The organism is Acinetobacter sp. FY731 (genome assembly GCF_059515905.1).
The window spans coordinates 1-12,148 of record NZ_JCAKNB010000005.1 but is presented as its reverse complement, the minus strand read 5'-3'; the positions used below and the strand labels follow the sequence as shown (position 1 = coordinate 12,148).

The following is a 12,148-nucleotide window of genomic DNA, read 5'->3' as shown; positions in this document are numbered from 1 at the left end:
TATAAGAAGAATAGGGTTGGGTATGCAAGAAAAATATAGGAGTTTGATACGATTTCGCTTGATTTTTATATTGAGTTTATTTATTGGATTGCCAATATTTTTATACAGTATTTATTGTATTTTAGCTTTTTTTGGGGGGAGTGAGAGTGTAATTACATTGGTGCTTATCTTGCTTGCTCTATCATATGCATTAGTTGGAAGTTTAATATTTTTAGCTAAAATGATTTGTCCATGGTGTAAGCAAGGCTTTTTCGGTCAAGGTGTTTATGTTGATGGATTAAGCTTAATAATAAGAAGAAATTGTATTCATTGTGGAATGCCTAATAAAAAACAGCATGAATCATCATAAAAAATGAAAACATGCTGTTTGGGGTGAGTAATCAACCCGAAATATATTGCTGTAACTGATCAATTAACTTTTTCTGGTCATCCATTGCTGTTTTAACTAAATCCCCAATTGAAACAAGACCAATGAGCTTTTCATTTTCAACAACAGGTAAATGACGTAAATGCTTATCTGTCATTAATTTTAGACATTCTTTCACGGTTGTAGTTGTCTCTACTGTTAAAACTTTGGCAGTCATAATTTCACTAACAGTTGTATCTTTAGAGGTACGTTCCATAAGTATAACTTTGCGTGTGTAATCACGCTCAGACAGAATACCTACAACTTTGTCGTTATCATCAGTTACAACAAGTGCACCAATACCTTTTTCGGCCATGAGTTTAATTGCTTCAAGTACGGTTGCATTTGGTTTTACGGTATATATAGCAATATTACCTTTATCTTTTAAAACATGTGCTACATTGCTCATTAAAACTTATCCTCTTCTCATTGTTCTTGTGGTTTACTTCAACTTAACGTGAAATCTTATAAATACAAAGACATTTATCGTCAGAAATTGTGAATATTAAATATGTCCTTGTATTGTTTATATAAGCATTTAATGTTGCTACGCAAGTAATTTATCTGGATTGTTGAAGAAAAAATATTTCATTAGTTGCGAGCTAAATTTAAATTTTTGATGGTTCGAGTCGTATAGCGTTGGTGTTACATTTAAGCGGGCTAGCGTAGGTAATAGTGATTTTTGGAAGTCCTCAGGTGGAATTCTACGTGGTATGTAATTTGGCCAATTTTTTTGAGAATGTATTTGTGCTTGTGAGCAGCTTAGCCAAAAGGGGAAGATATGATGTTCTTGGTCGGACGTCATTGCCCAACCCTCATGATATAAACCCCAAAGTACGCCACAATACATCATCGATTTTAAAATAGTGATTTTTAGAAAAAAATCTTTGGGTAAAGGATCTAATTGATTCACCTTGTACATAATCATTCTTAGTTGTTTGTTTGACTATATTGTAAAGGCTACTAATGACAGTATTGTTTAAGCTTTGCGTAAAATCGTAAAATTATATGAAAAAGGTAATAAAAAACGCCACCTAAGTGACGTTTCATTATGCTCGCATGGTGGCTAGGTTTTGCCAGAATTGCGCTTTAAGTGAATCACGTTCTACGCGGAAACCTTGATAGTAAAGTTCTGCTAAAAACATTGCCGCTTTACCATGCCCAGCTCGTGCTGCACCTTCCAATTGTGAGACTGCTTCTGAAAAGTTCATTTCGTATTGGATTGTATTTACCGCATCTGCGTAAACATGTTCTAAGTCTTGTTGAGAGAATTGTTGAATCATATATAACTCCTTATTGTAATTATGTTCAAACTATAAAGACCAATCTTGAGTCTTTAGATATTTTTAACACTCTATTATTAAACTATTATTACAGATTGCTTGAATTGTCAATCAAATAACCTTGAAAGTCATATTAATTTAGGTTTAAATGATTAAATAATAGTCGTATGCATGATATGTGAACGATTTATTAAGTAATTATTACAAAAAGAGAGGAATAAAAATGGCACCAACAATAGATGGACTTTCTTTAGATTTACCGCCAATTAAAGCTCAAGTTATCGGCTTAGCACAATTACATCGAAAACAATTAGATGAGGCGATTTATCATAACGAATTACGTTTGGGGGATTTTTGTCTTGCACAAAGAAAACGTGTTTATGATTATACGCGTGAATTAAATGTTGAGCAGCGGGCAGAGTTTTATCAAACCTATAATGATGAATTACAGCGTTTAGCGATAGACGAGAATCCACATCATCATGAAGATGAAAATTCAACTTATGTCAAAATGATGTGCGGTGTATTGTTGATTGTTGCTGTTGTCTTATATTTTGTTTTCCTAGCACCAGTTTTACATTAAATATGGTTTCGGGCTCAATTTTAGCTAGAAATATAGATAGAATTGAGCTGAATACCTTGAGAATAATATAAGACAACCATAAACTACCTCTTAATCGAGGTAAGTCATGTACAGTAAAATTCAAAAAATTAAGCAATTTTATGCTCAGTTAAGGCTTGAGCAAATTTATAACGCATTCATTATCTTTATTATTTCAATTATTTTGCTACTTTCGACAGTTGCTTTGTATCGTCCTATAGATGCAGATAGATTTCAGCAAATTAGAATGATAGCCAGTCAACCGATATATCCTGAAAGCCAAGAAATGGCAGAGCGTCTATTACAGCACCCTAAAATTATTTTTGGTCAATATCTTCGCCTAATGCATGCTCATCAAGTGGAAGTTGGTAAAGCAACTGAGCTCCCTGCTTTGTCTATTGAGGATCGATAGGGCTTATCTTTGGGTAAATCTATGTAAATCAATACAACGTAAAACTATATGGTTTATGCTAGACTTTCATTTTTATTTTAATGCAGTGTTTTTAGGGATTCGGCATGCAACAGCAATCTAATGGGCAGAGTAAGTTTTTAATTGATGCTGACATCGGTGATGACGATGTTACTTTACCGAATTTACCTTCAATTAATGTGCCTATTGTTGAAAAAGTGCCAACAGTAGAAAGTGTTTCGACAGAAGTTGCACAAGAAGAAACAAAGGCAAAAGGTGGTTTCTTTAGCCGAATGAAAGACGGCTTAACCAAAACACGTAAAAACCTTGCCGATGGTATGGTTAATATTCTCATCGGTGGTAAAGAAATTGATGATGAGTTATTAGAGGAAGTTGAAGAGCAGTTGCTTGTTGCTGATATTGGTGTAGAAGCAACGAAAACGATTATTGCAAACTTAACGGAACGTACAAATCGTGGAGATTTGATTTACTCGCACTCTTTATATAAAGCATTGCAAGAAGAATTAGTTGCTTTATTAGAGCCACGTGTAAAACCAATGCATATCGATCCTAACAAATCGCCGTATGTAATTTTGGTGGTGGGTGTAAATGGAGTTGGTAAAACAACAACTATTGGTAAATTAGCAAAACGTCTTCAAGGCGAAGGTAAAAAAGTAATGCTTGCGGCGGGGGATACTTTCCGTGCAGCGGCAACTGAACAACTTCAAATTTGGGGTGAGCGTAATGATGTTGCTGTTGTTGCACAAGGTCATGGTGCAGACAGTGCTTCTGTTATTTTTGATGCTTTTGAAAGTGCGCGTGCAAAAGGGGTAGATGTTCTGATTGCAGATACTGCTGGACGCTTGCATAACAAAGGTCATCTTATGCAAGAACTTACTAAAGTTAAGCGTGTGATGCAAAAAAGTGATGCTACAGCACCACATGAAGTGATGTTGGTTGTAGATGCAGGTACTGGGCAAAATGCAATTAATCAAGTTGAAATGTTTGATGAAGCAGTTGGCTTAACAGGTATTACGATTACTAAGTTGGATGGTACGGCAAAAGGTGGTGTATTATTTAATATCGCAAGTCGTACACATGTGCCTATTCGCTTTATTGGAGTGGGTGAAAAGATTGATGATTTACGTCCATTTTCAGCTAAATCATTTGTGGCAGCACTATTTGAAACAGATAAATAAAAAATATTTATTTTTAAATAGATTGTTGGTTACATCACATAAACTCCGCTAAATGCGGAGTTTATTGTTTTTGAGCTAAGTAACTGTTTTAAAAAACATCAGTCGCAAGTTTTATAGATAAGTAATTGAAAATAAAGTTATTACAATAAAGATTATATTCATGCCGATTTTTGGGGAAAAGAAGGTAATGGCATTATTAGATAAAATTGGTCATGTTTTAACGTCGGATATTACAAAAGACTTTAAGTTGAAGAAGAAAAACAATGAGTCTGAAGATACGCTTACGTTTATTGATCAGCTTAAAAAGCGACGGAATGTTAATCGACTAGGTAATAAGATTCGCTTTAGCCAAACTTATATTACTGAACTTATTCAAGAGTCTGTGCGTAGCTGTCCTTCGGCACATAACTCACAAAGTACTCGTGTTGTGGTTTTGTATGGGAAATCACATTCTAAATTTTGGGGTATTGTGAAAGATATGCAACGCAAAATAGTTCCAGATCATATATTTGCAGGTATTGCAGTTAAAATTGATCAGAGTTTAAAGGCGTATGGGACTGTTTTATTTTATGAGGATCAGTCTGTAATTAAGAAATTACAAAAGAAACGTCCTTTTGATGCGGATGAATTTCCAATCTGGTCTGAACAAACCTCTGGAATGGCACAATTCGCCGTATGGACAGCATTGGCAGATTCAGACATGGGTGCTTCCATATTGCATTACAATCCAATTATTGATGAGGATGTTGCGCAGGCTTTTGATATTGATACCAATTGGAAGTTGCGAGCTCAACTTGTATTTGGTTCTATTGAGCAAGAAGTGGATGAAAAACTACATATAGACTATCAACAACAATTTAAGATTTTTTATTAATTTGAATGAGTAATCGAGGTGCATATAATTGATATTTTATGTGCCTCATTATCATAGTTAAATGTTTAAATATTGATAGATTGTTCTATTAATAAAACACAATGTAATGAAATTGGGTATTTATCTAAAAATTAAAAACAATAAGATATGTTTAACGAATAAAGCTTGATCTTAAGATCAAAGAGGAACTTTAATGTCATTTTTAAAACATATAGAAAAACGCCGTACAATTTATGCAATTGGAAAAAATTTAGAACAAACAGATGTAGAAATTGAAGAAATAATTCAACAAGCAGTACGCTTAAGTCCATCATCATTTAACTCACAAACTTCACGTGTGGTGACATTGTTTGGTGAGTCGCATGCTAAATTTTGGAATATTACGTTAGAAACTTTACGTAAAATTGTACCTGTTGATGCATTTGCACCAACAGAAGCTAAAATTCAAAGCTTTGCTGCAGGTAAGGGTACGGTCTTATTTTATGAAGATCAGGCTGTAGTTAAAGGTTTACAAGAAAACTTTGTAGCGTATGCAGATAACTTCCCAATTTGGTCTGAACATTCGACAGCAATTGCACAGTTTGCTGTATGGACAGCGTTAGCAGAACAAAATATTGGTGCATCATTGCAACATTACAATCCAATTGTTGATGCGGAAGTTGCAGAAACATTTGATATTCCAGCGCATTGGAAGTTACGTGCCCAGCTTGTATTTGGTTCTATCGAAGCGCCTGCAGGTGAAAAAGCATTTATGGATGATGCAGAACGTTTTAAATCATTTAAGTAGTATTACTTAATCGGAAAAGAGTGCTAAGGCACTCTTTTTTTTATTTAAAAATAAAGTGATTCATCATTGTAATGAAAGTGTCATTAAGCTCATTCATAGTTTCGACAAACTTAAAATGATGAGATATGTATTAATGAAAAAAAGATGGTCTGTTTTTGCAACTTTACTCATGATGAATATACCTGCATTTGCTGCAATTACATTAACTACACCAGAAGAAATTAAAGTTGCGGCGATTAATGGGCAGGAAGTGAATAGTGGTATCTTTAGCTCTAAGAAAAATTCACATCAATTAAAAGTAGGTGAAAATGTAATCTCTGTAAGATACACCCAATATTTTGAAGAAAATAAAAATATGGGAACTCATGAAATTATTCGATCAAATATCGTAAATATTAAAACGCCATTATTAGATGATAATCAGAATTACGTTTTATCACTTATAGATAATCCACAAAATGTAGATGCAGCTCGAGATTATGCAAAGCAACCAATATTTGGTTTGTATAATAGTAAGAATCAATTATTGGTAAAACAACAAGGTGCTAAGTCATCAAATTTGGGAATTGTGAGTAATTTATTTGTTGAAGGTGAATTAGCAGGTAGAAATCAAGTAATTTCACAACCATCACCTGAATACACAGCTCAAGCGAATCTGAGTTTTTCAAAAAATGAAGAACAGTCAAATTTAAATATACAAAATGGACAAGATCAACGCTTAATTCAGATTTGGAAAAAATCTACAAAAGCAGAAAAACAAAAGTTTATGACTTGGCTTGCAGAGCAATAAAGAATAACGATATGAAAAGCCACAGATGATGTGGTTTTTTTATATAAAGACATTGGTGTTGGTGTTTTTTTTGGTCGGTTTCAACTGTGATTTTGCCTTAATTTGGATATTTTTGTATGAAAAGTAATCACATGAATGATTTTTTATGATTTTCTTTGAAAAATGGGTTGCTCTTGTTTTGAAACTGTATAGAATACGCAGCACACCAACGCAATGCATTAAACGAAACGTTAAATGGTTGGGTTGGTCTTAAGGCTGACGAAGCTTTAAGAAGATCATTAAGAGATTATGAAGAACAACTTGTGTGGATTTTTACTGGTTGATCAATCGAAATTATTTTCATTGATTTAATGGTAGAAATTACTCGAAGTTTATTTGAGAAATATTTGTCAGAAAATTGATGAGCCAAGATTGGTACCCTTTAAAGGTACTACTGATTTTAAACTGAAGAGTTTGATCATGGCTCAGATTGAACGCTGGCGGCAGGCTTAACACATGCAAGTCGAGCGGGAATAGGTAGCTTGCTACTGATTTCTAGCGGCGGACGGGTGAGTAATGCTTAGGAATCTGCCTATTAGTGGGGGACAACAGTTGGAAACGGCTGCTAATACCGCATACGCCCTACGGGGGAAAGCAGGGGATCTTCGGACCTTGCGCTAATAGATGAGCCTAAGTCAGATTAGCTAGTTGGTGGGGTAAAGGCCTACCAAGGCGACGATCTGTAGCGGGTCTGAGAGGATGATCCGCCACACTGGGACTGAGACACGGCCCAGACTCCTACGGGAGGCAGCAGTGGGGAATATTGGACAATGGGGGGAACCCTGATCCAGCCATGCCGCGTGTGTGAAGAAGGCCTTTTGGTTGTAAAGCACTTTAAGCGAGGAGGAGGAGCTCTAGATTAATACTCTAGATGCTTGGACGTTACTCGCAGAATAAGCACCGGCTAACTCTGTGCCAGCAGCCGCGGTAATACAGAGGGTGCGAGCGTTAATCGGATTTACTGGGCGTAAAGCGTACGTAGGCGGCTTTTTAAGTCGGATGTGAAATCCCTGAGCTTAACTTAGGAATTGCATTCGATACTGGGAAGCTAGAGTATGGGAGAGGATGGTAGAATTCCAGGTGTAGCGGTGAAATGCGTAGAGATCTGGAGGAATACCGATGGCGAAGGCAGCCATCTGGCCTAATACTGACGCTGAGGTACGAAAGCATGGGGAGCAAACAGGATTAGATACCCTGGTAGTCCATGCCGTAAACGATGTCTACTAGCCGTTGGGGCCTTTGAGGCTTTAGTGGCGCAGCTAACGCGATAAGTAGACCGCCTGGGGAGTACGGTCGCAAGACTAAAACTCAAATGAATTGACGGGGGCCCGCACAAGCGGTGGAGCATGTGGTTTAATTCGATGCAACGCGAAGAACCTTACCTGGTCTTGACATAGTAAGAACTTTCCAGAGATGGATTGGTGCCTTCGGGAGCTTACATACAGGTGCTGCATGGCTGTCGTCAGCTCGTGTCGTGAGATGTTGGGTTAAGTCCCGCAACGAGCGCAACCCTTTTCCTTATTTGCCAGCACTTCGGGTGGGAACTTTAAGGATACTGCCAGTGACAAACTGGAGGAAGGCGGGGACGACGTCAAGTCATCATGGCCCTTACGACCAGGGCTACACACGTGCTACAATGGTCGGTACAAAGGGTTGCTACCTCGCGAGAGGATGCTAATCTCAAAAAGCCGATCGTAGTCCGGATCGCAGTCTGCAACTCGACTGCGTGAAGTCGGAATCGCTAGTAATCGCGGATCAGAATGCCGCGGTGAATACGTTCCCGGGCCTTGTACACACCGCCCGTCACACCATGGGAGTTTGTTGCACCAGAAGTAGGTAGTCTAACCGCAAGGAGGACGCTTACCACGGTGTGGCCGACGACTGGGGTGAAGTCGTAACAAGGTAGCCGTAGGGGAACCTGCGGCTGGATCACCTCCTTAACGAAAGATTGACGATTGGTAAGAATCCACAACAAGTTGTTCTTCATGAAGATGTATCTGAGGGTCTGTAGCTCAGTTGGTTAGAGCACACGCTTGATAAGCGTGGGGTCACAAGTTCAAGTCTTGTCAGACCCACCAAATCTGATTACCTAAGCAATTAGTACAGAACACAGAGACATCGAATCTATATGATAAGCTGGGGACTTAGCTTAGTTGGTAGAGCGCCTGCTTTGCACGCAGGAGGTCAGGAGTTCGACTCTCCTAGTCTCCACCATACATTAAGATAAGTTGCTAGATTATAGAATTTAGTAAAAGAGATCGAAGATCTTGTTTATTAAGTTCTGTGATTTATCACAGCGTCTAGACCTGACGAAGGCTAGATTAATCATTAACAGAATATATTTGAGTTGAAATAATTTGTTCATGCTCATTCAATCGAAAGAAAGAATGAGTACTAGCGAAATTAACTGAATCAAGCGTTTTGGTATATGAATCTAATTGAAGCTGTACGGTGCTTAAATGCACAAGACGCCAACTGTATGAGCAAGTCGTAAGACAAGCTCTGTTGCTAACCTAACTTGTAAGGGTTAACGACTGTTTGGGGTTGTATAGTCAAGTAATTAAGTGCATGTGGTGGATGCCTTGGCAGTCAGAGGCGATGAAAGACGTAATAGCCTGCGATAAGCTCCGGGGAGGCGGCAAATATCCTGTGATCCGGAGATTTCTGAATGGGGAAACCCACTTACCATAAGGTAGGTATCATAAACTGAATACATAGGTTTATGAGGCGAACGAGGGGAAGTGAAACATCTCAGTACCCTTAGGAAAAGAAATCAATTGAGATTCCCTCAGTAGCGGCGAGCGAACGGGGAACAGCCCATTAAGTCATATAAGTTCTAGTGGAATGCTCTGGGAAGTGCAACCATAGTGGGTGATAGTCCTGTACACGAAAGGGCTTATATGATGATGTCGAGTAGGGCGAGGCACGTGAAACCTTGTCTGAATATGGGGGGACCATCCTCCAAGGCTAAATACTCCTGACTGACCGATAGTGAACCAGTACCGTGAGGGAAAGGCGAAAAGAACCCCTGTGAGGGGAGTGAAATAGATCCTGAAACCGCATGCATACAAGCAGTGGGAGCCGACTTGTTCGGTGACTGCGTACCTTTTGTATAATGGGTCAGCGACTTATATTCAGTAGCGAGGTTAACCGTATAGGGGAGCCGTAGAGAAATCGAGTCTTAATAGGGCGTTTAGTTGCTGGGTATAGACCCGAAACCGGGTGATCTATCCATGAGCAGGTTGAAGGTTGGGTAACACTAACTGGAGGACCGAACCCACTGTCGTTGAAAAGCCAGGGGATGACTTGTGGATAGGGGTGAAAGGCTAATCAAACTCGGTGATAGCTGGTTCTCCCCGAAAGCTATTTAGGTAGCGCCTCGGACGAATACCATTGGGGGTAGAGCACTGTTTCGGCTAGGGGGTCATCCCGACTTACCAAACCGATGCAAACTCCGAATACCAATGAGTACTATCCGGGAGACAGACTGCGGGTGCTAACGTCCGTAGTCAAGAGGAAAACAATCCAGACCGCCAGCTAAGGCCCCAAAATTATAGTTAAGTGGGAAACGATGTGGGAAGGCATAGACAGCTAGGAGGTTGGCTTAGAAGCAGCCACCCTTTAAAGAAAGCGTAATAGCTCACTAGTCGAGTCGGCCTGCGCGGAAGATGTAACGGGGCTAAAACTATATGCCGAAGCTGCGGATTTGCAATTTATTGCAAGTGGTAGGGGAGCGTTCTGTAAGCCGATGAAGGTGTGTTGAGAAGCATGCTGGAGGTATCAGAAGTGCGAATGCTGACGTGAGTAACGACAATGCGAGTGAAAAACTCGCACGCTGAAAGACCAAGGGTTCCAGTCCAACGTTAATCGGGGCTGGGTGAGTCGACCCCTAAGGCGAGGCCGAGAGGCGTAGTCGATGGGAAATTGGTTAATATTCCAATACTTCAGTGTAATGCGATGAGAGGACGGAGAAGGTTAAGTCAGCCTGGCGTTGGTTGTCCAGGTGGAAGGAAGTAGGCATGCATCTTAGGCAAATCCGGGGTGCTCTATGCTGAGATCTGATAGCAAGCTAGTTTACTAGCGAAGTGGCTGATACCATACTTCCAGGAAAAGTCTCTAAGCTTCAGTTACACTGGAATCGTACCCGAAACCGACACAGGTGGTCAGGTCGAGTAGACCAAAGCGCTTGAGAGAACTCTGCTGAAGGAACTAGGCAAAATGGTACCGTAACTTCGGGAGAAGGTACGCTGTTGACGGTGATGGAACTTGCTTCCTGAGCTATTGACAGCCACAGAAACCAGGCCCCTGCAACTGTTTATTAAAAACATAGCACTCTGCAAACACGAAAGTGGACGTATAGGGTGTGATGCCTGCCCGGTGCTGGAAGGTTAATTGATGGGGTTAGCGTAAGCGAAGCTCTTGATCGAAGCCCCAGTAAACGGCGGCCGTAACTATAACGGTCCTAAGGTAGCGAAATTCCTTGTCGGGTAAGTTCCGACCTGCACGAATGGCATAATGATGGGGGCGCTGTCTCCAGCAGAGACTCAGTGAAATCGAATTCGCCGTGAAGATGCGGTGTACCCGCGGCTAGACGGAAAGACCCCGTGAACCTTTACTGCAGCTTGACATTGAACTTTGATCTTACTTGTGTAGGATAGGTGGGAGGCTTTGAAACCGAGACGCTAGTTTCGGTGGAGCCAATCTTGAAATACCACCCTGGTAATATTGAGGTTCTAACTCTGCTCCATAATCTGGAGCGAGGACCATGTCTGGTGGGTAGTTTGACTGGGGCGGTCTCCTCCTAAAGAGTAACGGAGGAGTACGAAGGTGCGCTCAGCGTGGTCGGAAATCACGCGTAGAGTATAAAGGCAAAAGCGCGCTTAACTGCGAGACCCACAAGTCGAGCAGGTACGAAAGTAGGTCTTAGTGATCCGGTGGTTCTGTATGGAAGGGCCATCGCTCAACGGATAAAAGGTACTCTGGGGATAACAGGCTGATACCGCCCAAGAGTTCATATCGACGGCGGTGTTTGGCACCTCGATGTCGGCTCATCTCATCCTGGGGCTGAAGCAGGTCCCAAGGGTATGGCTGTTCGCCATTTAAAGAGGTACGCGAGCTGGGTTTAGAACGTCGTGAGACAGTTCGGTCCCTATCTACCGTGGGCGTTGGAAATTTGAGAGGATCTGCTCCTAGTACGAGAGGACCAGAGTGGACGAACCTCTGGTGTACCGGTTGTGACGCCAGTCGCATCGCCGGGTAGCTATGTTCGGAAGGGATAACCGCTGAAAGCATCTAAGCGGGAAGCCTACCTCAAGATAAGATTTCCCTAGGAATTTATTCCTCTAAAGAGCCGTTGAAGACTACGACGTTGATAGGTTGGATGTGGAAGCATAGTGATATGTGAAGCTGACCAATACTAATTGCTCGTGAGGCTTGACTATACAACACCCAAACAGTTGTTGTATAAAGCTGAAATCGATTCAAAACCAAACAGTCAACACTGACTGATCTTGATTCAGAATACGCTAGAACTTATACTTTAACTCAAATAATCTGTTAATGAATTCTATTTGGTACGAAGTAAGGCATACATCATTTGATGTAAATAAGACCCGAATAAGTCCATAAACAGTTGTGCTGGCGACAATAGCAAGAGTGAACCACCTGATCCCTTCCCGAACTCAGAAGTGAAACCTCTTAGCGCTGATGGTAGTGTGGGGTTACCCATGTGAGAGTAAGTCATCGCCAGCTCATTAATTC

10 protein-coding genes, 2 tRNA genes and 3 rRNA genes are annotated in these 12,148 nt (G+C 40.5%); 12 read left to right on the top strand and 3 right to left on the bottom strand.

Annotated elements, in window-relative coordinates; translation table 11 throughout:
- Positions 1–22 precede the first annotated feature (22 nt).
- On the top strand, positions 23–349 hold the full coding sequence (locus tag AC5YC8_RS08090; protein WP_496164160.1) for a hypothetical protein: 327 nt from the start codon (positions 23–25) through the stop codon (positions 347–349).
- Between the two features lie 31 nt (positions 350–380).
- Here the strand turns inward: AC5YC8_RS08090 and AC5YC8_RS08085 are convergent, their stop codons facing one another.
- The 3 genes from AC5YC8_RS08085 to AC5YC8_RS08075 all read right to left on the bottom strand — a co-directional run bounded on the left by AC5YC8_RS08085 (position 381) and on the right by AC5YC8_RS08075 (position 1,689).
- Positions 381–815, bottom strand: a complete 435-nt coding sequence (locus AC5YC8_RS08085) for a CBS domain-containing protein (protein ID WP_496164159.1) — start codon at positions 813–815, stop codon at positions 381–383.
- Between the two features lie 138 nt (positions 816–953).
- The gene (locus tag AC5YC8_RS08080; protein ID WP_496118535.1) at positions 954–1,328 is read right to left on the bottom strand and encodes a DUF2750 domain-containing protein; all 375 of its coding nucleotides are present in this window, start codon (positions 1,326–1,328) and stop codon (positions 954–956) included.
- A 127-nt stretch (positions 1,329–1,455) separates the two neighbouring features.
- Positions 1,456–1,689: a hypothetical protein gene (locus AC5YC8_RS08075; RefSeq protein ID WP_496164158.1), complete on the bottom strand. Its 234-nt coding sequence runs from the start codon at positions 1,687–1,689 to the stop codon at positions 1,456–1,458.
- Between the two features lie 223 nt (positions 1,690–1,912).
- On the opposite strand from AC5YC8_RS08075, the gene AC5YC8_RS08070 reads away from it, so the two are divergent.
- The 11 genes from AC5YC8_RS08070 to rrf all read left to right on the top strand — a co-directional run bounded on the left by AC5YC8_RS08070 (position 1,913) and on the right by rrf (position 12,139).
- Positions 1,913–2,272 carry a hypothetical protein gene (locus AC5YC8_RS08070; protein ID WP_496118538.1) on the top strand — a complete coding sequence of 120 codons (360 nt, stop codon included), beginning with the start codon at positions 1,913–1,915 and terminating at the stop codon, positions 2,270–2,272.
- Between the two features lie 106 nt (positions 2,273–2,378).
- Positions 2,379–2,702 carry a hypothetical protein gene (locus AC5YC8_RS08065; protein ID WP_496164157.1) on the top strand — a complete coding sequence of 108 codons (324 nt, stop codon included), beginning with the start codon at positions 2,379–2,381 and terminating at the stop codon, positions 2,700–2,702.
- Between the two features lie 104 nt (positions 2,703–2,806).
- The gene (ftsY, locus tag AC5YC8_RS08060; protein WP_496164156.1) at positions 2,807–3,898 is read left to right on the top strand and encodes a signal recognition particle-docking protein FtsY; all 1,092 of its coding nucleotides are present in this window, start codon (positions 2,807–2,809) and stop codon (positions 3,896–3,898) included.
- A 187-nt stretch (positions 3,899–4,085) separates the two neighbouring features.
- Positions 4,086–4,772, top strand: coding sequence for a nitroreductase family protein (locus AC5YC8_RS08055; RefSeq protein WP_496164155.1), 687 nt, complete (start codon positions 4,086–4,088; stop codon positions 4,770–4,772).
- A 193-nt stretch (positions 4,773–4,965) separates the two neighbouring features.
- Positions 4,966–5,559, top strand: coding sequence for a nitroreductase family protein (locus tag AC5YC8_RS08050; RefSeq protein WP_496118545.1), 594 nt, complete (start codon positions 4,966–4,968; stop codon positions 5,557–5,559).
- A gap of 133 nt (positions 5,560–5,692) precedes the next feature.
- Positions 5,693–6,349, top strand: a complete 657-nt coding sequence (locus tag AC5YC8_RS08045; protein ID WP_496164154.1) for a DUF2057 family protein — start codon at positions 5,693–5,695, stop codon at positions 6,347–6,349.
- A 441-nt stretch (positions 6,350–6,790) separates the two neighbouring features.
- Positions 6,791–8,328: ribosomal RNA gene (locus AC5YC8_RS08040) — 16S ribosomal RNA — on the top strand.
- A 61-nt stretch (positions 8,329–8,389) separates the two neighbouring features.
- Positions 8,390–8,466 (top strand) — tRNA-Ile (locus AC5YC8_RS08035).
- Between the two features lie 60 nt (positions 8,467–8,526).
- Positions 8,527–8,602, top strand: a tRNA-Ala gene (locus tag AC5YC8_RS08030).
- Between the two features lie 336 nt (positions 8,603–8,938).
- Positions 8,939–11,829, top strand: a 23S ribosomal RNA gene (locus AC5YC8_RS08025).
- Between the two features lie 195 nt (positions 11,830–12,024).
- A 5S ribosomal RNA gene (gene rrf, locus AC5YC8_RS08020) occupies positions 12,025–12,139 on the top strand.
- Together the 16S, 23S and 5S rRNA genes with 2 tRNA genes alongside form the textbook arrangement of a ribosomal RNA operon.
- Positions 12,140–12,148: the final 9 nt, after the last annotated feature.

What these genes read in the sequence shown, in the direction of transcription:
- AC5YC8_RS08090 (WP_496164160.1), top strand. Translation starts at nt 23, where the DNA reads ATGCAAGAAAAATATAGGAGTTTGATACGATTTCGCTTGATTTTTATA.
- AC5YC8_RS08085 (WP_496164159.1), bottom strand. Translation starts at nt 815, where the DNA reads ATGAGCAATGTAGCACATGTTTTAAAAGATAAAGGTAATATTGCTATA.
- AC5YC8_RS08080 (WP_496118535.1), bottom strand. Translation starts at nt 1,328, where the DNA reads ATGTACAAGGTGAATCAATTAGATCCTTTACCCAAAGATTTTTTTCTA.
- AC5YC8_RS08075 (WP_496164158.1), bottom strand. Translation starts at nt 1,689, where the DNA reads ATGATTCAACAATTCTCTCAACAAGACTTAGAACATGTTTACGCAGAT.
- AC5YC8_RS08070 (WP_496118538.1), top strand. Translation starts at nt 1,913, where the DNA reads ATGGCACCAACAATAGATGGACTTTCTTTAGATTTACCGCCAATTAAA.
- AC5YC8_RS08065 (WP_496164157.1), top strand. Translation starts at nt 2,379, where the DNA reads ATGTACAGTAAAATTCAAAAAATTAAGCAATTTTATGCTCAGTTAAGG.
- ftsY (WP_496164156.1), top strand. Translation starts at nt 2,807, where the DNA reads ATGCAACAGCAATCTAATGGGCAGAGTAAGTTTTTAATTGATGCTGAC.
- AC5YC8_RS08055 (WP_496164155.1), top strand. Translation starts at nt 4,086, where the DNA reads ATGGCATTATTAGATAAAATTGGTCATGTTTTAACGTCGGATATTACA.
- AC5YC8_RS08050 (WP_496118545.1), top strand. Translation starts at nt 4,966, where the DNA reads ATGTCATTTTTAAAACATATAGAAAAACGCCGTACAATTTATGCAATT.
- AC5YC8_RS08045 (WP_496164154.1), top strand. Translation starts at nt 5,693, where the DNA reads ATGAAAAAAAGATGGTCTGTTTTTGCAACTTTACTCATGATGAATATA.